Source organism: Streptomyces boninensis (assembly GCF_048572725.1).
Classification (GTDB): Bacteria; Actinomycetota; Actinomycetes; order Streptomycetales; family Streptomycetaceae; genus Streptomyces; species Streptomyces boninensis.
In genome coordinates, this window is record NZ_CP183837.1 from 7,601,279 (window position 1) to 7,619,426 (window position 18,148).

21 protein-coding genes are annotated in these 18,148 nt (G+C 73.8%); 8 read left to right on the forward strand and 13 right to left on the reverse strand.

Annotation, left to right across the window (positions count from 1 at the left end; translation table 11 throughout):
- Positions 1–13: 13 nt before the first annotated feature.
- The 5 genes from ACNNMR_RS34625 to ACNNMR_RS34645 all read right to left on the reverse strand — a co-directional run bounded on the left by ACNNMR_RS34625 (position 14) and on the right by ACNNMR_RS34645 (position 3,621).
- Entirely contained in the window at positions 14–172 is a 159-nt protein-coding gene (locus ACNNMR_RS34625) for a hypothetical protein (RefSeq protein WP_419998642.1), read from the reverse strand.
- Positions 173–266: 94 nt separating this feature from the next.
- Entirely contained in the window at positions 267–785 is a 519-nt protein-coding gene (locus ACNNMR_RS34630) for a GNAT family N-acetyltransferase (protein ID WP_419998643.1), read from the reverse strand.
- Positions 782–2,239: an MFS transporter gene (locus tag ACNNMR_RS34635; RefSeq protein ID WP_419998644.1), complete on the reverse strand. Its 1,458-nt coding sequence runs from the start codon at positions 2,237–2,239 to the stop codon at positions 782–784. Before ACNNMR_RS34635 ends, ACNNMR_RS34630 begins: the two co-directional genes overlap by 4 nt.
- Positions 2,240–2,266: 27 nt before the next feature.
- Positions 2,267–3,259, reverse strand: coding sequence for a DUF998 domain-containing protein (locus ACNNMR_RS34640; RefSeq protein WP_419998645.1), 993 nt, complete (start codon positions 3,257–3,259; stop codon positions 2,267–2,269).
- A gap of 89 nt (positions 3,260–3,348) precedes the next feature.
- Positions 3,349–3,621 (reverse strand): helix-turn-helix domain-containing protein, encoded by a 273-nt coding sequence (locus ACNNMR_RS34645; protein ID WP_419998646.1) that lies wholly within the window; start codon positions 3,619–3,621, stop codon positions 3,349–3,351.
- Positions 3,622–3,676: 55 nt separating this feature from the next.
- On the opposite strand from ACNNMR_RS34645, the gene map reads away from it, so the two are divergent.
- Both map and ACNNMR_RS34655 read left to right on the forward strand, forming a co-directional pair.
- Positions 3,677–4,444 carry a type I methionyl aminopeptidase gene (gene map, locus ACNNMR_RS34650; protein ID WP_419998647.1) on the forward strand — a complete coding sequence of 256 codons (768 nt, stop codon included), beginning with the start codon at positions 3,677–3,679 and terminating at the stop codon, positions 4,442–4,444.
- A 100-nt stretch (positions 4,445–4,544) separates the two neighbouring features.
- Positions 4,545–4,868 carry a plasmid stabilization protein gene (locus ACNNMR_RS34655; RefSeq protein ID WP_419998648.1) on the forward strand — a complete coding sequence of 108 codons (324 nt, stop codon included), beginning with the start codon at positions 4,545–4,547 and terminating at the stop codon, positions 4,866–4,868.
- 11 nt (positions 4,869–4,879) lie between these two features.
- Here ACNNMR_RS34655 and ACNNMR_RS34660 read toward each other — a convergent pair whose 3' ends face one another.
- Positions 4,880–6,307 (reverse strand): MFS transporter, encoded by a 1,428-nt coding sequence (locus ACNNMR_RS34660; RefSeq protein WP_419998649.1) that lies wholly within the window; start codon positions 6,305–6,307, stop codon positions 4,880–4,882.
- A gap of 166 nt (positions 6,308–6,473) precedes the next feature.
- On the opposite strand from ACNNMR_RS34660, the gene ACNNMR_RS34665 reads away from it, so the two are divergent.
- A complete protein-coding gene (locus ACNNMR_RS34665) occupies positions 6,474–7,391 on the forward strand; it encodes a helix-turn-helix transcriptional regulator (protein WP_419998650.1) in 918 nt (305 codons plus the stop codon).
- Positions 7,392–7,394: 3 nt separating this feature from the next.
- Here the strand turns inward: ACNNMR_RS34665 and ACNNMR_RS34670 are convergent, their stop codons facing one another.
- Positions 7,395–8,228 (reverse strand): hypothetical protein, encoded by an 834-nt coding sequence (locus tag ACNNMR_RS34670; protein WP_419998651.1) that lies wholly within the window; start codon positions 8,226–8,228, stop codon positions 7,395–7,397.
- 36 nt (positions 8,229–8,264) lie between these two features.
- Complete coding sequence (locus tag ACNNMR_RS34675) at positions 8,265–9,002, reverse strand: alpha/beta fold hydrolase (RefSeq protein ID WP_419998652.1); 738 nt, start codon at positions 9,000–9,002, stop codon at positions 8,265–8,267.
- Between the two features lie 88 nt (positions 9,003–9,090).
- Here ACNNMR_RS34675 and prcB point away from each other — a divergent pair, with 88 nt between their 5' ends.
- From prcB to ACNNMR_RS34690, 3 genes are read left to right on the forward strand one after another with little or no spacing between them, the layout of a single operon-like run.
- Positions 9,091–9,960, forward strand: a complete 870-nt coding sequence (gene prcB, locus ACNNMR_RS34680) for a proteasome subunit beta (protein ID WP_419998653.1) — start codon at positions 9,091–9,093, stop codon at positions 9,958–9,960.
- Positions 9,961–9,991: 31 nt separating this feature from the next.
- Complete coding sequence (locus ACNNMR_RS34685) at positions 9,992–10,930, forward strand: aminoglycoside phosphotransferase family protein (protein WP_419998654.1); 939 nt, start codon at positions 9,992–9,994, stop codon at positions 10,928–10,930.
- Positions 10,931–10,964: 34 nt separating this feature from the next.
- Complete coding sequence (locus tag ACNNMR_RS34690) at positions 10,965–12,125, forward strand: lactate 2-monooxygenase (protein WP_419998655.1); 1,161 nt, start codon at positions 10,965–10,967, stop codon at positions 12,123–12,125.
- Here ACNNMR_RS34690 and ACNNMR_RS34695 read toward each other — a convergent pair.
- The 3 genes from ACNNMR_RS34695 to treZ are packed head-to-tail and all read right to left on the reverse strand — an operon-like array spanning position 12,058 to position 15,544.
- Positions 12,058–13,008 carry a bile acid:sodium symporter family protein gene (locus ACNNMR_RS34695; protein ID WP_419998656.1) on the reverse strand — a complete coding sequence of 317 codons (951 nt, stop codon included), beginning with the start codon at positions 13,006–13,008 and terminating at the stop codon, positions 12,058–12,060. The two genes, ACNNMR_RS34690 and ACNNMR_RS34695, sit on opposite strands and share 68 nt — an antisense overlap.
- A 44-nt stretch (positions 13,009–13,052) precedes the next feature.
- Entirely contained in the window at positions 13,053–13,838 is a 786-nt protein-coding gene (locus ACNNMR_RS34700; RefSeq protein WP_419998657.1) for a penicillin-binding transpeptidase domain-containing protein, read from the reverse strand.
- A gap of 11 nt (positions 13,839–13,849) precedes the next feature.
- Positions 13,850–15,544 (reverse strand): malto-oligosyltrehalose trehalohydrolase, encoded by a 1,695-nt coding sequence (treZ, locus tag ACNNMR_RS34705; RefSeq protein WP_419998658.1) that lies wholly within the window; start codon positions 15,542–15,544, stop codon positions 13,850–13,852.
- Positions 15,545–15,635: 91 nt separating this feature from the next.
- On the opposite strand from treZ, the gene ACNNMR_RS34710 reads away from it, so the two are divergent.
- Together ACNNMR_RS34710 and ACNNMR_RS34715 are read left to right on the forward strand one after the other, a co-directional pair.
- Positions 15,636–16,196: an FHA domain-containing protein gene (locus tag ACNNMR_RS34710; RefSeq protein WP_419998659.1), complete on the forward strand. Its 561-nt coding sequence runs from the start codon at positions 15,636–15,638 to the stop codon at positions 16,194–16,196.
- A gap of 64 nt (positions 16,197–16,260) precedes the next feature.
- A complete protein-coding gene (locus ACNNMR_RS34715; protein WP_419998660.1) occupies positions 16,261–16,965 on the forward strand; it encodes a class I SAM-dependent methyltransferase in 705 nt (234 codons plus the stop codon).
- On the opposite strand, the gene ACNNMR_RS34720 is transcribed toward ACNNMR_RS34715, so the two are convergent.
- The gene (locus ACNNMR_RS34720; protein WP_419998661.1) at positions 16,962–17,618 is read right to left on the reverse strand and encodes a pyridoxine/pyridoxamine 5'-phosphate oxidase; all 657 of its coding nucleotides are present in this window, start codon (positions 17,616–17,618) and stop codon (positions 16,962–16,964) included. The genes ACNNMR_RS34715 and ACNNMR_RS34720 overlap by 4 nt on opposite strands.
- Entirely contained in the window at positions 17,615–18,142 is a 528-nt protein-coding gene (locus ACNNMR_RS34725; protein ID WP_419998662.1) for a pyridoxamine 5'-phosphate oxidase family protein, read from the reverse strand. The genes ACNNMR_RS34720 and ACNNMR_RS34725 overlap by 4 nt, the downstream gene beginning before the upstream one ends.
- Positions 18,143–18,148: the final 6 nt, after the last annotated feature.

An 18,148-nucleotide genomic window follows, 5' to 3' on the forward strand; every position in this document is an offset into this window, starting at 1 on the left:
GCGGACCGGGCGGTCAGGCGGCGTCGGGCAGCGCCGCGGAGAGTGCTTCGGGCGGGGCCGCGGGGTGCTCGCCGCGGTCGCTGAGCGCGTAGCCGGTCACTTCGAGGCCGGTCTCGACGACGGTGAAGGAGGGCGGCTGCCAGGTGTCCTCGGCGGGGGTGGGCTCGGGCATGCGGGGTCTCCCGTTCGCATGGGATGCGGGCGTACGGAACCCATGCTGGTGCCGCACGCCCGACCCCGCAGCCGGAGTCCGCCGCCCGGGCGCCTCACACCCGCAGCTCGAGCACCTGCCCCGGCCAGGTGGGCTTGCCTTCGCGCTCGACGGCGAACTCCTCCGCCCGGGTGAACCCCAGCCGCTCGTACTGCGCCACCAGCGCCTGATCATCCCCGGCGTAACAGTCGACACGCAGCAGCCCCACCCCACGCCGCCGCGCCTCCTCCCGGGCATCGGCGATGAGCGCGGCGCCGATGCCGCTGCCCTTCAGGGCACGGTCGGTGACCAGCAGCCGCACGAACACCTCGGGCTCGTCCGTCGCCGGCACCCCGTCCCCTGGACCGGTGCCGAGCACACACACCCCCGCCACCCGCCCGTCGTCGGTCTCCGCGACCCGCATCAGATGCTCGGTGGCGTACCGCTCGACCCGTCCGGGCCCGTGCGGCAGCGAGGAGTACGGCTCCGTACCCCACTGCCCTGGGCGGCCGTTCGCGACGAGCCACGCGACCGCGGCATCCAGCAGAACAAGCGTGGCGGGGACGTCGGCGGGGCCGCCGGTGCGAATCTTCATGCCGCCGTTGTACCGCGCGCCCCGGCCGCCCTCGGCAGCAGGGCCACCATCGCGGCCCCGGCCGCCGTGAAGGCCGCGCACAGCAGGAAGGTGAGCGCGTATCCGGAGGTCAGCGCCTCGGCGCCGGTGTCGCTTCCGGTACGGGAGGCCGCCGCCGTCGCGAGCACCGTGAGGCCCAGGGTGCCGCCCAGCTGCCGCGAGGTGTTCAACGCCCCCGAGACCAGGCCCTGGTCGGCGGCCGCGACGCCCGAGACGGCCGCCTCCGCGACCGGCGTCATCAGCAGGCCCGCGCCGAGCATGGTGAGCGCGCCGGGACCGAGGATCACCGACAGGAAGGTGCCGTCGGCGGTGATGGTGGCCTGCCACAGCAGTGCGCCCGAGGCGATGACGGCGCCCGCCGCCGCGACCGTGCGCGGGCCGAAGCGGGCCATCAGCATCGGGGCGGCCTTCGAGCCGGCGATGACGGCGACGGTGTGCGGGAGGAAGGAGAGGCCCGCCTGCACGGGGGAGTAGTGCAGCACGTTCTGCATGTAGAGGGAGAGGAAGTACCAGGTCGCCATGAGCGCCGGGCCGCAGACCAGCAGGATGGCGTTGGCGGCGGCGACGGACCTGATGCGGAACAGGGCCGGCGGCACCAGCGGTTCGCGGACCCGCGCCTCGGCGGCCACGAAGGCGGCGAGCAGCGCCGCGCCGCCGAGCAGCGGCAGCAGCGCGGCGGCCGAGGTCCAGCCGTGCTCCTCCGTCTGCACGATCCCGTACGCGAGCGCGGCGACGCCGCCGGTGACCAGGGCCGAGCCGAGCAGGTCGAGGCGCCGCCCGGAGCCGGAGCGGCCCTCGGCCAGCCACAGCGCGGCGACGGCCAGGACCAGCGCGCCGATGGGCACGTTGATCAGCAGCACCCAGCGCCACGACAGCTGCTCGGTGAGCAGGCCGCCGACCAGGCCGCCCGCGGCGCCGCCGCCGGCGCCCACGGCCGTCCAGGTGCCGATCGCCCGGGTGCGGGCCTGCCCCTCGGGGAACGCGGTGGTGAGCAGCGTCAGCGTGGCCGGCGACAGCACCGCGGCGCCGACTCCCTGCACGGCGCGGGCGGCGATCAGCATCCCAGGGCCCTCGGCGAGCCCGCCGGCCAGGCTGGCGGCGGTGAACAGCGCGAGGCCCGCGAGGAAGACCCGCTTGCGCCCGAAGAGATCCGCCGCCCGGCCGCCGAGCATCATCAGCCCGGCGAAGGTGATGGCGTACGAGTTCACCACCCACTGCAGCTGGCTCTCGGCCATGCCGAGGTCGGCGCTGATGGCGGGGGCCGCGACATTCATGACGGATATGTCGAGCACGACCAGGAACTGCCCCGCACAGGCGGCCAGCACGACCGCCCACGCGGGCGGCGTACGGGCGCGGCGGCTCTGCGGGGCGCGGTCGGGGGCCGGTTCGGCGGCCAGTTCGCTCGTATCGCTCATGACCGCCATGCTGGCGATCGGCGGGACCTAGTCGGTATCGGGAATGAGGCGTACGGCCACCGGTGTACGCCCTCCCCGTGCGCGCACCCGCCGGGCCGCGACCCACAGCAGCGCCGCGAAGGCGACGGCGAGCGCCACGTGGCCGAGGGTGTTGGCTGTGCCGGTGGAGCCCGCGTCCGGGGTCTGGTCGAAGCCGACCCAGATGTACGTCAGCGTGGCCCCGGCCGCGAGAGCGAACACGTGCGGCAGGCCCCAGCCGCGCGCCCGCGACCACGCCGCGATGATCGCGGCACCCGCCGCGGCGATCGCCAGCGCGGCCGCCGCGCCCCACCAGCTCGGCACCAGGACCAGCCAGAAGCCGCTGGTCAGAGCGAGCGCGGCGGCGCCGGCGAGCAGGGGGTGCGGAGCGCTGCGGGCGGACCCGGGCTGCCGGGAGCTCTGGCGGCTTGCGAACGCCGCCACGACCAGCAGGACCACCACCGCGGCGGTGCCGGCCAGCCGCTGCCACGGCGCCATGAAGTGGGTCTCGTCGTACGTGCCCCAGCCGACGACCACGATCCCGAGGAGGAAGAGCGCCACGGTCACCGCGAGGCCCTTGCGGCCCAGCCACGGCTGGTGGGCGCGGTCCGGAACCAGGGCCTCCATGAGCGCGATGGGCACGGCGATGCTCCACAGGGCGTGCACGGCCAGCACCGAGAGCAAGCCGTACAGGCCGGTGCCGAGGAAGGGCACATAGGTCACGCTGACCATGTCGTAGTTGCCGGAGTAGTGCTCGTTGAAGAGCATCTGGTCCAGCAGCCCCTCCTCCAGCAGCGCGTACGCCGCGCCCAGCAGCAGGATCGCGCCCCAGCCGCGCCCGGTGCGCCGGACCACCTCGCGGATCAGCAGCGCCCCGCCGCCGTACAGCAGCGCCAGCACCGGCAGCAGACCGAGCGACTCGACGGAGGTGGCCCCGAGCAGCATCTCCCCGACCACGGGGGCGAGGAAGAACAGGGCGACGGCCGGCAGTGCGTGCTTCATGACATCCGACGCTATGTCGCGCACGGGTGCCGACGGATCCGCCGACCGGCCAGAGCGCCTCGGCCGTACGGCCAGAGCGGCCTGGGGCGCTAAGCAGCTGTTTCCGCGGCCCCGGCCGGCGCCTCGCGTACGGCCGTCACCAGCCCGTCGAGCCCGATGCCGAGCTCCGTCGCCAGCGCGGCCACCGTGAAGAACGCGGGGGTCGCGATCCGGCCCGACTCGATCTTCCGCAGCGTCTCGACCGAGATCCCCGCGCCCGCGGCGATCTCGACCATGCTGCGTGCGCCGCGCGCCTCGCGCAGCAGCGTGCCGAGCTGCTCGCCGCGCTCGCGCTCTTCCGGGGTCAGCGGAGTCCGTACCATGCACGTGATACTAATACCGGTATAGAAATTGGTACAGCGTGGAGGGGTCATTGCCATGGTCGAGTTGAAGTCTGCCGCCGGGATCGAAGGGATGCGGGCGGCCGGGCAGGTCGTCGGGCAGGCGCTCGAGGCCGTACGGGATGCGGCCGGGGTCGGGGTGAGCCTGCTTGATCTGGATGCGGTGGCGCGGGAGGTGCTGGACAAGGCGGGGGCCGGATCGCCGTTCCTCGGCTATACGCCGGCCTTCGCGGACAGCCCGTTTCCCGCCGTGATCTGCGCCTCCGTCAATGACGCCATCGTGCATGGCATCCCCGACGGCTACCGGCTGCGCGACGGCGACCTGGTCTCCATCGACTGCGGGGCGACGCTGGACGGCTGGACGGGCGACGCCGCGATCAGCTTCACCGTCGGCACCGCGCGGCCCGAGGACACCGAACTGATCGCCGCCACCCAGCGGGCGCTGGACGCCGGCATCGCCGCGGTCACGGTGGGCAACCGGCTCGGCGACGTCGGCCATGCCATCCAGCAGGTCGCGGATGCCGCCCGCTGCGGGATGCCGGCCGACTTCGGCGGGCACGGGATCGGGCGGCGGATGCACGAGGACCCGCCGGTCCCCAACCGCGGGCGGCCGGGGCGCGGCTTTCCGCTCCGCCCGGGGCTGGCCATCGCGATCGAGCCGATGCTGCATGCCGGCGGGTCCAATGCGTACTACTGCGACCCGGACGGGTGGACCCTGCGGACCGCGGACGGGAGCCGGGCCGCGCACATCGAGCACACGGTGGCCGTCACGGAGGACGGGCCGCGCATCCTCACGCTGCCCTGAGGCGGGCGTGTGGCCGGGGCGCGTACCCGGGTGGCGGGCGCCGCTTTGCGGGTACCCGGCACCCACCGGACAGTGGGGAGAACCGACCGAGGAGCCAGCGATGCCCACAGGATCCAGCCCCAAGCGCGAGCGGCAGTACGAGCACATCAAGAAGAGCGCCAAGAAGCGCGGCGCGAGCACCGGCCGGGCGGCGGAGATCGCGGCCCGCACCGTGAACAAGGCCCGCGCGCGCTCCGGCGAGTCCCGTACGGCGAGCAGAAGCTCCACCCGCGACATGTCCTCCGGCAAGCGCGGCGGCATGCGCTCGCACTCCGGGAGCGAGGGCCCGACGTACGACCAGCTGTACGCGGAGGCCCGCCGCCGTAACGTCCACGGCCGCTCGTCCATGAACAAGGCACAGCTCAAGCGGGCCCTCAGCCGCTGAGGGCCGGCCCGTCACCCGGCCACGGCGGACCGGCCGCCGTTACGGGCCAGCGTCAGCGTCGCCGCCGCCGTCAGTACGAGCCCGGCCGCCGCCAGCAGCATGCTCCAGCGCATCCCGGCCATGAACGTGCCCTGCCCGGCAAGCAGCGCCCCGAACACCGCCACCGCCATCGCGCCGCCGGTCTGCCGGGCGGTGTTGAGCACGGCGGCCGCCGTGCCCGCCCGGTCCGCGGGCACCGTGTCGAGCAGCATCGCGGTCAGTGCGGGCACCGTCAGCGCGCCGCCGAGGCCGACCGGCACCATCAGCGCCGCGACCACCCACACGCCGGTGTGCGCGCCGACCGTCGCGACCGCCGCGAGCCCCGCGGTCGCGAGCAGCTGACCCGCCACCATGGGCACCCGCGGGCCGAACCGCCCGGCCAGCCGCGCCGAGGTCAGGTTCACCACCGCGATCAGCGCCGTCATCGGGATGAACATCAGGCCGGTGTGCAGCGCGGACAGCCCGCGCTCCTGCTGGAAGTACAGGCTGAAGGTGAACACCCCGCCGTAGAAGGCGGCATTGAGCATGAAGCCGACGACCAGCGATACGGACACCACCCGCGACCGGAAGAGCTCCAGCGGCATCATCGGATGCGTGCCCCTGGCCTGCGCCCGCAGGAAGAGGGCGCCCGCCGCCACGGCCACCACCAGGGATATCAGCGTCAGCGGCCGGCCGAAGCCCTCGGCGCCGCCCTCGATCACCCCGTACGTCAGCGCGGCCATGGCGACCACCGCCGTCACCTGCCCCACCGCGTCGAGGCGCGCGGGCAGCCGCGGCGACGCCGGCACGCGGGCGAGGAGTGCGAGCGCCAGCAGCCCCGCCGGGAGGTTGACGAAGAAGATCCAGCGCCAGCCCACGGAGGCGGTGAGCAGCCCGCCGGCCACCGGCCCGGCAGCCGCGGCGACGGCGCCGCCCGCCGTCCAGATGGCGATCGCCCGCGCCCGCTTCGCCTGGTCGGGGAAGCCCTGCCGGATCAGCGCGAGCGACGCCGGCATCACCGCCGCCGCGGCCCCCTGCACCAGCCGCGCCGCGACCAGCACCCCGAGCCCGGGCGCGAAACCGCAGGCCGCCGACGCCAGCGCGAAGAGCACCAGACCGCCGCCGAAGGCCCGCCTCGCCCCTATCCGGTCCGACAGCGCACCGGCGGAGAGCATCAGGGCGGCGAAGATCAGCGTGTAACCATCCACGACCCACTGCAGCCCCGACATGCCGCCGCCCAGGCTGCGGCCGATGTCGGGCAGCGCGACGGTGACGATCATCGCGTCCAGCGCGATGAGGAAGAAGCCGAGCAGGGCGGCGCCGAGCACCGCACGGGATCCTTCGTTGTGAACACTGCCCCGGGCCGCCGGCGGCATCGTCGCGGCGCGGGCCGCGGCGGAGGGCTTGAACAGAGTGGTCATCGGTTGTGCACTCCTGAGTGGTTCGGGTTGTGCAAGGTGTGCATCCGAGATTCGACGCTACGACCCGCCACTGACAGACCGGCCTGTGGCGGGGAGCCGCGTGCGGGGGTGTGGCAGGGCCCCCCACGGCATCCGGTACGGAGCCCGTGGCTGCGACACTGGCCATATGAACGATCAAGGGCAGCCGGGCCAGGGCGGCCAGACCAGCCAGGGCAGCGAGCTGGGCCGCTATCTGCGCGCCAAGCGCGCCGCGGTGCAGCCCGAGGACGTCGGCCTGCCGCCGGGCACCGGCCGGCGCCGCACCCCCGGCCTGCGCCGCGAGGAGCTGGCCACGCTCGCCGGCGTCAGCATCGACTACTACACCCGCCTCGAGCGCGGCAGGGAAACCAATCCCAGCCCCGCCGTCGTCGACGCCCTCGCCGACGTGCTGCAGCTCAGCGACGACGCGTACGACCACCTCCGCACCCTCGCCGAGGCCGGCTCCCGCGGCCCGCGTGCCGAGCGGCAGCGCAAGGAGCCCTCGCGCAGCGTCCGCCCCGGCATCCGCCAGCTGCTCGAGACGCTGCGCCCGAGCCCGGCCTACGTGGTCACCCGCACCAACGACCTCCTCGCCGCCAACCCCGCGGGGCTGCGCCTCTACCACGGCCTGGCGGACTGGCCGGCGTCCCGCCGGAACATGACCCGCTACCTGTTCCTGCACCCGGCCGCCCGCGAGGTGTTCGCCGACTGGGCGGAGCTGCTCCCGGGCAGCGTCGCCCACTTGCGCGCGCTGGCGGGCGCCGACCCGGACGCGCCGGAGCTGACCCAGCTGGTCGGTGAACTGGCCGTGAAAAGCAAGGAATTCGCCCGCCTCTGGGAGCGCTACGAGGTCTGCGCCCGCTCCAGCGGCACCAAGCGCTTCCGCCACCCCGAGGTCGGCGCGATGAGCCTCAATTACGAGCAGATGACCCTGGCCCGTACGGACGGCCAGCGCCTGATCGTCTACCAGGCCACGCCCGGCAGCCCCGACCACGATGCGCTGGTGCTGCTCGACATGGCGAGCAGCAGCGCGCAGACGTCGGAGAACGAGAGCACCCTGGGCTGAACTTCAGCGCCGGGCCCGCACCCACCCCTCCGCCGCGAACACCTTCCGCGCCCGCTCCCGTACCTCCTCATCGGCCGCCGCCCGCGCCGCGAACTCCTCCGGCGTGTCCCCGAACAGCGCCCGCAGCCCAGCCGACTCCGCCAACAGGGCCGCAAGCAGCTCAGGTTGAGGGAGCAGCGGGCGCGGCGGCGCGGTGCGGGAGTCGTCCATCGCCAGCCACCCGTGCCGGCTGACATACGCCTCGCACTCCGGTACGGCCTCGCCGGAAGGCAGCTCGACCGCGCTCCCGGCCAGCGCCAGCCGCTCGTACGCGAGCTCCGTCGCATCCATCACCGGCAATTGCGCGTCGTCCAGCCACGACACCGCCAGCCAAGCCGTCCGCCCCGCCCCCGCGGGCACCGGCGTCGCGGGTACGTAACCGGCCCGCCCCACATGCGCCGACACCCCGGCCGCGACCCCGCGCACTCGCACCCGCGTCAGCGGCACCACCCCCCGCTCAGGCAGCCGCCGGAACTTCCGCCGCAGCTGCCCGGGCGCCCCGTTCGACCCGACCGCAAGCACGGGCGTCCGCTCGCCGCACGGCGGCAGTCCGAGCCGCCCCAGCACGACATCGAGCGCCTCGCACCCCCCGTCCTCAACCAGCCACGCACCAACCGGCACCCCCGCCTCCGGCACCAGCCGCAGAAAGCGATCCCCCACCAGCAGCCCGGACTCCGCGGGCAGCGCCCCGGGGTAAGTCAGCGGCGCCTGCAGCGGGCTGCCGCCGAGCCCCAGGGCGGTGAGCGTACGGGCGTCGTCGTCCGGGACAGCGGGGACGGGGGCGTGGCGATGAGGCACGCCGTTGATCGTAGGTGAGCGAGCCCCGCACACGGCTCAGCGACCACTGCTCTCCCGCGCAAAGCGCCGCACCGCATCCGTGAATGCCTCCGGCGCGTCGTAGTTCGCCAGGTGCCCCGCCCGCGGAATCAGCTCGATCCGCGCCCGCCCGTGCGCCCGCGCGAAGGCACGCTCGCCCTGCCGGAAGAGGCGGTCCTTCTCGCCGTTGAGGATCAGCACCGGGGCATCCGGCGCCGCCGCCGCGACCTCGCGCATCACCGACGCGTCGTAGCGGCCGAGGACCTCGCCCCAGGCGGCGGGCAGGGCCGCGAAGGCGTAGCCGGCGGCGATGGTCGGGTCGATCACCTCCGGCGGGTAGAGGCGGCGGAAGAGGCGGTCGTTGAAGCGGGTCAGGCGGTCCGGCGGGATCCGCGCGACCAGCCTCGCGACCAGGCGGTACGGCCCCGTCCACGCGCCGCGCGTCGGCGCGCTCGCACCTGCGAGCACCAGTCCGCGCAGCCGCCCGGATCCGTACCGGCGGGCGAACTCCAGCGCCACATAGCCGCCCAGCGAATGGCCGACGACCACGGCCGGCCGGCCGAGCGCATCCACCGCGTCGGCCACCACCCGCGCGGCCCGCCCCAGATCCCAGGACTCCCCGGCCCGCGCCCCATGCCCCGGCAGGTCCACCGCCTCGACCGTGAACTCCTCCCGGAGCGCGGCCACCTGCGGACTCCACTGCGCGCTGCTCAGCCGCGTCCCGTGGACCAGGACGATCGGCGGTCTGTCGGTCATTGCCGGATCCTAGCCAGGGCGTTGGAGGCCCCGCCCGCGCGGGTAGGGTCGGGAGGGCAAGCCGCCCCTGCGGAAGGAGCCCGCGACCATGGACGCCGCCGAGATACCGGACCGCCCCGAGTTCCAGGGCCGTCTCCCGGACGCCTTCCTCACCCCGGGCTCGTCCTCCTTTGTCGAGTTCCTGCAGGCGCAGGCGCCCGGCTTCCTGCCCGCGAATCGCCGGCTCCCGGCGGCCGCGCACCCCGACTTCGGGGAGACCCTCCCGCACGCGACCACCGTCGTCGCCGCCGCGTACGCCGACGGCGTCCTCATCGCCGCCGACCGCCGCGTCACCGCGGGGAACCTCATCGCCAACCGCGACTACGAGAAGGTCCTCCAGGCCGACGACCACTCCGCCGTCGGCATCGCCGGCTCGACCGGCATCGCCGAGGAGATGGTCGCGCTCTTCCGCATGGAGCTGGCCCACTTCGAGAAGATCGAGTCGACGGCCCTGTCCCTGGTCGGCAAGGCCAACCGCCTCGGCACCCTGATCCGCGGCAACCTCGAACTCGCCACCCAGGGCCTCGCCGTCGTCCCCCTCTACGTCGGCTACGACGCGCCCACCGCCCGCGGCCGGATCTTCTCGTACGACGTGACCGGCGGCCGCAGCGAGGAACGGCACTTCGCGGGCACCGGCTCCGGCTCCGTCTTCGCGCTCGGGTCGCTGAAGAAGCTGTGGCGGGAAGGGATGGCCGAGCGCGAAGCCGCCACGGCCGCCGTGCAGGCGCTCTACGACGCGGCCGAGGAGGACACCGCCACCGGCGGGCCCGACGCCACCCGCCGCCTCTATCCCCTCGTCGCCGTGGTCGACGCCGACGGCTTCCGGATGCTGCCGGAGGCGGACGTGACCGAGATCGCGCAGCAGGTCGTGAGCGGGCGGTACGAGCGTCCCGACGGGCCCGCGGCGCCGGTGCTGTGAGCCCCCGCCCGCGGGCCTATACGGTGCCCAGGTGAACGGCGATCTCTACTTCCCCTCCGACCTCCCCGTCTTCAAGCAGATGCGGATCCACGCCTCCGGGCGCGCCTGGCTCGCGGAGCTGCCCGCGCTGGTGGCGAAGTTCCGCGACGAATGGGAGCTGGAGCTCGAACCGCCCTTTCACGGCGGCAGTTGCTCCTGGGTGGCCCCCGCCCGTACGGCCGATGGCACCCACGCCGTCTTCAAGGTGACCTGCCCGCACCGCGAGGCCGCGGGCGAGGCGGAAGGGCTGCGGATCTGGGACGGGCGCGGGGCCGTGCGCCTGCTGCGGCACGACGCCGAGCACACCGCGCTGCTGATCGAGCGCTGCGAGCCCGGCACGGAGCTCGTCTCCGCCGAGCAGCTGCCGGCCGAGGAGCGGCTGCGGATCGGGGCCGGGTTGCTGAAGGAGCTGTGGAGCGCCGAGCTGCCCGCCGGTCACGGCCTGGAGCGGGTCGCCGACGTCTGCGCGGAGTGGGCGGACCAGGTCGAGGAGCGGATGGCGCGGCTGCGGCCCGGTTACGACCCGTACCTCGTCTCGCTCGGCGCCCGCCTGCTCCGCGAGCTGCCGGGCTCGGCCGCCCGCGAGGTCGTCGTGCACGGCGACTTCAACCCCGGCAACATCCTCGCCGCCGAACGCCGCCCCTGGCTCGCCATCGACGCCAAGCCGATGGCGGGCGACCCGGGTTACGACCTGTACCCGCTGATCGAGCAGGTCGACGACCCGTATGAATACGACGACCCGGCGCCCGTCGTCGCCGACCGTTTCGCGCTGGTCGCCGACATCCTCGGCGAGGACCGGGGCCGGCTGCTCGCCTGGGCGGTGGCGCGGCGCGTGGAGACCGCGCTGTGGGCCGCCGAGCACGGGGACCGCGACGGCGGTGCGGGCGTCATGGGCGAGGCCCGGCTCTTGGCGGACCTGGCAGGGCTGTGAAACTCTCCGGTAACCACGACGGAGGAGGCCGGCCATGGGCTTCGGCGACTACCAGACCGAGATATATCTGAACGGGCTCGCCGACCAGCTGCCGCCCTTCACGACCGACCCCACCGCCCTGGAGGCGGCCGCCCGCGAGGCGCTGGAAGACGGCCCGTTCTGGTACGTCGCCGGGGCCGCCGGCTCCGGCGCCACTGCCCGCGCCAACCGCGCCGCCTTCGACCGGCACCGCCTCGTCCCGCGGATGCTCGCCGACGCCACCGAGCGCGACCTCACCACGACCGTCCTCGGCACGGAGCTCGCCGCGCCCGTGCTCCTCGCCCCGGTCGGCGTGCAGTCGATCCTGCACGAGGACGGCGAGCTCGCCACCGCCCGCGCGGCGGCGGACGTCGGCCTCCCGATGATCCTCTCCACCGCCTCCTCGCACACCATCGAGGAGGTCGCCGAGGCGAATGGCGCGGGGGGCCAGCGCTGGTTCCAGCTGTACTGGCCCAACGACGACGACGTCTGCGCCAGCATCCTCGACCGCGCGAAGCAGGCGGGCTTCACCACCCTCGTCGTCACCCTCGACACGTGGATGCTGGCCTGGCGCCCGCACGACCTCGACGCCTCCTACCTGCCCTTCATCCGCGGCGTCGGCACCGCCATCCCGTTCTCCGACCCGGCCTTCCGCGCCCGCCTCGCCAAGCCGCCGGAGGAGGACCTCACCTCGGCGGTGCTGCAGTGGGCGCCGACGTTCACCGGCACCGACAAGTCCTGGGACCGGCTGCCCTTCCTGCGCGCGCACTGGGACGGCCCCATCGTCCTCAAGGGCATCCAGCACCCGGACGACGCCCGCCGCGCCGTCGACGCCGGCATGGACGGCATCGTCGTCTCCAACCACGGCGGCCGGCAGGTCGACGGCGCCGTCGCGGCCCTCGACGCGCTGCCCGCGATCGCCGCGGCCGTCGGCGACCGTACGGACCTCCTCTTCGACTCCGGCGTACGCACCGGCGCCGACGTGCTCAAGGCCCTCGCCCTGGGCGCCAAGGCGGTGCTGTGCGGCCGCCCGTACGCCTACGGGCTCGCGCTCGGCGGGGCGGACGGCGTCCGGCACGTGCTGCGGTCGCTGCTCGCCGACGTGGACCTCACGCTGGGGCTGACGGGTCACCGCTCGCTGTCGGAGCTGGGGCCTCGGTCGCTGGCTTCGGAATGAGGGCCGGGGCCTCGGCCTCGTAACGCCGTCCCATCCGCCGCAGCAGCACGCCGGTGGCGGCCGCCATCCCCGTCATGACCGTGGCGTAGACGGCGGAAGGGACGGCCATCTTGGTCGAGTCCAGAAGTGACGGGCTCAGCGCGATGGCCATGGCGAGGGTGGTGTTGTGCATCCCGATCTCGAAGCAGCAGGCCACCGACTGCCGGTGGTCGGCGCGCGCCAGCCGGGTCGCGAAGTATCCGGTGGCGAGGGAGAGCGCGCCGAAGAGGGTGACGACGATGCCGGCGTCGGCGAGGTAGCCGGCGACGTTGTTCCGCTCCATCGTCACCGCCGCGATGATGATCGCGATCAGGACGGCGAGCGACAGGATCTTCACGCGCTCGTGCGCCCGGTCGGCGAAGGCGGGATACCGCTTGCGCACCAGCATCCCGATCGCGACCGGCACCAGCACCACCAGGAACACCTGCACCGTCTTGTCGAACCGCAGACCGATGGCGTCCTCGCCGGTCATGAAGTGGGCGAGGGACAGATTGACGACGAGGGGGAGGGTGAAGACGGCCAGCACCGAATTAATGGCGGTGAGCGTGACATTGAGCGCGACATCGCCGCCGAAGAGATGGCTGAAGATATTCGCCATCGAGCCGCCGGGGGAGGCGGCGAGCAGCATCACGCCCACGGCGAGCGCGGCCGGCATGTCGAAGGCTTTCACCAGCCCGAATGCGGCCGCGGGCAGCAGCACCAGCTGACAGACCAGCGCCACGGTCACCGCCCGCGGGTAGCGCGCGATCCGCCGGAAGTCGGCGATGGTGAGGCCGAGACCGAGGCCGAGCATGATGACGGCGATGACGACGGGCAGCAGGACGTTCGTCAGAGGAGAGTCCACGGGCTCAAGGCTGCTGTCCGGTGCCCGTGCTGTCCACAGTTCAATCAGTCCTTGGGGCCCACCGCCGCCTCGATGATGGCCCGGGCAGTGGCCGCCGACTCGCTTGCGCTGCTGAGGTCGCCGGAGTCGGGCTTGCGCTCCTCCCGTACCACCGCGACGGCCACCTTGCGGTCGCCGCCGTCGGCGCAGGCGGCGAACCAGTTGAGCTGCCGCTCGTGCCCCTCGCCGACCTGCTGGGCGCCGCCGCCCTTGCCGGCGACCTCGACGTCGCGGACCGCGGCGGGCTTGCCGGTACCCTGCTCGACCGCGGTGACCAGGGCGTCGCGCAACTCCTTGGCGACGAGCGGGTTCAGCGCCTTCCGCGGGGCCTGGTCCGGCGGGCGGAAGAGGACCTTGCCGTCCGGGTCCGTCACGCGCGAGACGAGGTGCGGGCGGGGCAGCAGGCCGTCGTTGGCGATGGCGCCCAGCACCATGGCGAGCTGCAGCGGGGTGGTGCGGACCTTGCCCATGCCGATGCCGTTGAGGGCGTTCATCGGCCGTCCCGCGGAGGTGGGGAAGACGCTCTCGGCGGCGCGTACGGGTACGTCCAGCTTCTTGTCGTTGAACCCCAGCCGCTCCGCCGCCGCGCCCAGCTTCTTCTCGCCGAGGTCGTCGGCGAGCTTGGCGAAGACGGCGGTGCAGCCGTAGCGCAGGGCCGTCCGCAGGCTCGCGTTCTTGCAGGGTGCGGCGGGCGGGTTGGCGACCACCGCCCCCATGCCGCCGGCCCCGAGCCGGGCCCGCAGCCGGTAGCCGCCGACGTGCGTTGGATCATCCCCCCGTAGCTGCTCCATGGGAGGCCAAGCTACCGCAGCACCGCCACCGACTCCGGGGGCAGATCACGTCCGAGGGAGGCGTCGCCCCAGGAGGCGAGGAGGGTGTCGCAGCCGGGGTGCAGCGGGGCGGGCTCGTCGCCGAGGTTCACGGCGACGACGTACGGGCCGCGGTGCAGCTGCACGCAGCGCCCCTCGCCGCAGATCCGCAGCTCCGCCGAGGTGAACGCCGGGTCGGAGCGCCGCAGTTCGATCAGCTCCCGGTAGAACTCCAGCAGCGCCTGATGCGGCTGCCGCTCCGGCTCCGTCCAGTCCAGGCAGGAGCGGTCGCGGGTGGCCGGGTCCTGCGGGTCGGGCACCTCGGCCGCGTCCCAGCCGTGCTCGGCGAACTCCCGCCGCCGCCCTTCCCGTACGGCCCGCGCCAGCTCCGGATCCGTATGGTCGGTGAAGTACTGCCACGGCGTCCGCGCCCCCCACTCCTCGCCCATGAAGAGCATCGGCGTGGCCGGGCTGAGCAGCACGAGCGCCGCCGCGCCCGCGAGCTGCCCGGCGGTGAGGGAGGCGGCGAGGCGGTCGCCCGTGGCGCGGTTGCCGATCTGGTCGTGGGTCTGGGCGTACGTGACGAGGCGGTGCCGCGGCGTCTCGGGCGGCAGCGGGCGGCCGTGGCGGCGGCCGCGGAAGGTGGAGTACGTGCCGTCGTGGAAGAAGCCGCCGCCGAGCGTCTTCGTCAGGGCCGCCCGCGGGTCGGCGGCGAAGTCGGCGTAGTAGCCGTGGGATTCGCCGGTCAGGAAGGTGTGCAGGGCGTGGTGGAAGTCGTCGTTCCACTGCGCGTGCACGCCCCAGCCGGCCTTGCGCGGGGTGATGACGCGCGGGTCGTTGCGGTCGGACTCGGCGATGAGGAAGTACGGGCGGCCCACGCCGTGGCCCTCGAGGTCCACCAGCGCCGACAGCTCCTCCAGGAAGTGCAGCGCGCGATCGTCGCGCAGCTCGTGCACGGCGTCCAGGCGCAGCCCGTCGATGCGGTAGTCGCGCAGCCAGGCGAGCACGCTGCCGAGGAAGTACGCGCGGACCTCGTCGGATCCGGGGCCGTCGAGGTTGACCGCGGCGCCCCAGGGGGTCTGGTGCGCGTCCGTGAAGTACGGGCCGTACGCCGGGAGATGATTCCCGGACGGGCCGAGGTGGTTGTGCACCACGTCGAGTACGACCCCGAGCCCGTGCCCGTGCGCGCTGTCGACAAAGCGCTTCAGTCCCTCCGGTCCGCCGTACGGCTCGTGCACCGCCCACGGTGCCACCCCGTCGTAACCCCACCCGTGCCGCCCGGGAAACGGGCATACCGGCATCAGCTCCACATGCGTGATCCCGAGCCGCGCCAGATGCCCGAGCCGCTCCGCCGCCGCGTCAAAAGTCCCTTCCGCGGTGAACGTCCCGATGTGCAGCTCGTACAGCACCGCCCCCGGCAGCCCCCGCCCCTCCCAGGCATGTCGCCACGCGAACCGCCCGTGCTCCGCCACCGCACTCGCCCCGTCGGGCCCGTCCGGCTGCCGCCGCGACCGCGGATCGGGCAGCGCCGCCCCGCCGTCGAGCCGGAAGGCGTACCGCGTCCCGTCCCCGCCCGCCGCCTCCGCGCGCCACCAGCCCCCGTCGCCGGGCGCCATCGGATGGCTCCGCCCCTCGACCACGACCTCGACGCGCCCCGCCGCGGGCGCCCACACCTCGAAAAGCGTCACCCCCGCATATAAGCAGCTCGACCGCGGTTGTTACGCACTGGTCACGGCACGTACTGGACACGAATTGTCACCACCGCCGACAATCGTTGACGTGACCGCTTCCTTCGAGTTCCCGACGTCGGCCGTCGCCCCGGTGCGGATCTCCGACGCCGAGCGCGACCGCGTGCTCGCGATGCTGCGCGAAGGCGCGGCGCAGGGGAGGCTGTCCCAGGACACCTTTCTGCGCCGGATGGAGCTGGCCTTTGCCGCAAAGGCGGAGTGGCAGCTGGAGGCGCTGACGGCCGACCTGCCGAAGGAGGGCCGGTTCAGCCGGGCCGTCATCGGCTCGGTGGCGAAGGTTTCGGCCTTCGGCGTGCGGGTGCGGACCGCCTGGCAGAACGAGCGGCTGCCCAGCCTGATGCTGCCGGTCCCCGGCTCGTATCCGCTGCGCATCGGCCGCGACCCGGTCAATGGGCTGCGGATCATGGAGGAGACCGTCTCGCGCAGCCACGCCGAGCTGTCGTCCACCACCACCGGCCTGTGGCTGCTGCGCGACCTCCGCTCGACCAACGGCACCTTCGTCAACGGCCGCCGCATCACCGGCACCGCGCCCGTGCACCCCGGGGACCAGATCGGCTTCGGACACGCGCGGTATCGGCTGACCGGCCGCTGAGAGCGGTTTCCCGGGCCGCGTGAAATCGCTTGCGGGCGCGTCCTGTTGAACGTACAACTGCAAGATGCCGAAACCTGCCAGACCCGCTTGGCTCTTCGCGGAGTACGCGCCCGTCGGCGTCGACCTCGCCAGCCCCGAGGCGGTGGCCGCGTACGACCGCAACCAGGGCACCGACGCCGCCCGCGACGACGCGCTCCTCGACCGTCTGGGGGTGACGCACGGGACCCGGCTGGTGGACCTCGCGTGCGGCACCGGCTCGTTCCCGGTGCAGGCGGCGCTGCGGGGCGCCGAGGCGCACGGCGTGGACGTGGGCGAGGAGATGCTCGCGTACGCGCGCAAGCGCGCCGAGCGCGAGGGGACGCGGGTGCGCTGGCACCACGCCGGCTTCCTCGACTACGTGCACGAGGGCGACCCGGCCGACGTCGTCACGACGAAGGCGGCCCTGCACCAGCTCCCCGACTTCTGGAAGCAGCAGGCGCTGCTCAACGCCGCCTCCTTCCTCCGCCCCGGCGGCACCTTCTACCTGTGGGACGTGATCTTCACCTTCCCGCCCGACCAGGCCACGGAGAACCTCGACTGGTGGGTGGACACGGCCGCCCGCGCCGAGGGCGAGGGCTTCACGCGGCAGACCTTCGAGACACACATACGGGAGGAGTTCTCGACGTACTCCTGGATCCTGGAGGGGCTCTTCGAACGGGCCGGGCTCGAGGTCATCTCGAAGGACTTCACGTCGCCCGTGCACGGCGAGTACATCTGCCGGAAGAGCTAGGGCCAGAGCAGCTCGCGCACCCAGCCGCCCTCCTCGCGCCGGTAGTTGACGCGTACGTGCCGCCGCCGCGCGTCCCCCTGGAAGAACTCCGCCCGGTCCGGCGCCAGCAGATACAGCGTGTGCCCGGGCACGGTGGCGTCCGGTTCCCGCTGCACCCGCTCCCACGCCGCGTCCGCGGCCCGCTGCAGCGTCCCGTACGCATCCAGCACCTCGCTCTGCCGTCCCACCAGCGCCGCCGCCAGCGCGCCGGGCGAGCGCCGCGCCAGGTCCGCCGCTCTCTCCTCGGGCCCGGCCGCCGTCACCGTGCCGCGCAGCCGCACCTGGCGGGCGACGGCGGGCCAGTAGAAGTGCAGTGCGGCGCGCGGGCGGGCGGCGAGCTGGCGCCCCTTGGCGCTGGCGCGGTTGGTCGCGAACTGCCAGCCGCGCTCGTCCGCCCCGTGCAGCATGACGGTCCGCGCGTCCGGATCGCCGGCGGCATCGGCGGTGGCGAGCGTCATGGTGTGCGGCTCGACCTCCCCGGCGGCGACGGCCGCCGTGAACCAGTCGCAGAACAGCTCCAGCGGCTCGGCCGGCGCCGCCTCCGGGTCGAAGGCGGGCAGCTCGCGGTCCCAGACCTTCAGGGTGCGGAGCAGGCCGCCGAGCCGGTCGGTCACTGGAGGCCCAGCTTGCCGTGGTCGGGTGCGTAGACGGTCATCCAGTGCGGGTGCAGCCGGTAGAAGACCACCTCGTTGTCCCAGTCGAAGGCGTCCTCGCCGTAGAAGTCCTTGAAGTACGCCAGCACGTCCGGCCAGTCGGCGGCGGGCTCGCCCTCGCCCGCCGCCGGGTTGAGGATCTCGGCCTGACCGTGCGTGAAGACCCCCAGGTCCTCTCCGCGCATGTGCGCCACGCTGGCGGCCGGGCGGGCGGCCAGGTGGCGGGCCTTGGCGGCGGTACGGGCCGTGCCGAACAGCCACTTCCCGTGCAGGAAGTGCCCGTCGGCACCGCTGATCCGCGGCTCGCCCTTCGCGGTCACGGTGGAGAGCGCGAGCGTGCACATCCCGGTGAGGACGCCGGTGAGCTGCTCGGCGGTCAGCGTGCGCTCGGTGTTGATGATCGAGCGGAGGTGGGTGGTGGAGCGGGAGAGAGAGGCGTCGAGGAGGGACTGGAGCTCTGCGAGTTCGGTAGCGGATTCACGCATCCGGTC

Bases quoted from the DNA above. Each gene is read 5' to 3' on its own strand.
- ACNNMR_RS34625 (WP_419998642.1), bottom strand. From the start codon at position 172: ATGCCCGAGCCCACCCCCGCCGAGGACACCTGGCAGCCGCCCTCCTTC.
- ACNNMR_RS34630 (WP_419998643.1), bottom strand. From the start codon at position 785: ATGAAGATTCGCACCGGCGGCCCCGCCGACGTCCCCGCCACGCTTGTT.
- ACNNMR_RS34635 (WP_419998644.1), bottom strand. From the start codon at position 2,239: ATGAGCGATACGAGCGAACTGGCCGCCGAACCGGCCCCCGACCGCGCC.
- ACNNMR_RS34640 (WP_419998645.1), bottom strand. From the start codon at position 3,259: ATGAAGCACGCACTGCCGGCCGTCGCCCTGTTCTTCCTCGCCCCCGTG.
- ACNNMR_RS34645 (WP_419998646.1), bottom strand. From the start codon at position 3,621: ATGGTACGGACTCCGCTGACCCCGGAAGAGCGCGAGCGCGGCGAGCAG.
- map (WP_419998647.1), top strand. From the start codon at position 3,677: ATGGTCGAGTTGAAGTCTGCCGCCGGGATCGAAGGGATGCGGGCGGCC.
- ACNNMR_RS34655 (WP_419998648.1), top strand. From the start codon at position 4,545: ATGCCCACAGGATCCAGCCCCAAGCGCGAGCGGCAGTACGAGCACATC.
- ACNNMR_RS34660 (WP_419998649.1), bottom strand. From the start codon at position 6,307: ATGACCACTCTGTTCAAGCCCTCCGCCGCGGCCCGCGCCGCGACGATG.
- ACNNMR_RS34665 (WP_419998650.1), top strand. From the start codon at position 6,474: ATGAACGATCAAGGGCAGCCGGGCCAGGGCGGCCAGACCAGCCAGGGC.
- ACNNMR_RS34675 (WP_419998652.1), bottom strand. From the start codon at position 9,002: ATGACCGACAGACCGCCGATCGTCCTGGTCCACGGGACGCGGCTGAGC.
- prcB (WP_419998653.1), top strand. From the start codon at position 9,091: ATGGACGCCGCCGAGATACCGGACCGCCCCGAGTTCCAGGGCCGTCTC.
- ACNNMR_RS34690 (WP_419998655.1), top strand. From the start codon at position 10,965: ATGGGCTTCGGCGACTACCAGACCGAGATATATCTGAACGGGCTCGCC.
- ACNNMR_RS34700 (WP_419998657.1), bottom strand. From the start codon at position 13,838: ATGGAGCAGCTACGGGGGGATGATCCAACGCACGTCGGCGGCTACCGG.
- ACNNMR_RS34715 (WP_419998660.1), top strand. From the start codon at position 16,261: ATGCCGAAACCTGCCAGACCCGCTTGGCTCTTCGCGGAGTACGCGCCC.
- ACNNMR_RS34725 (WP_419998662.1), bottom strand. From the start codon at position 18,142: ATGCGTGAATCCGCTACCGAACTCGCAGAGCTCCAGTCCCTCCTCGAC.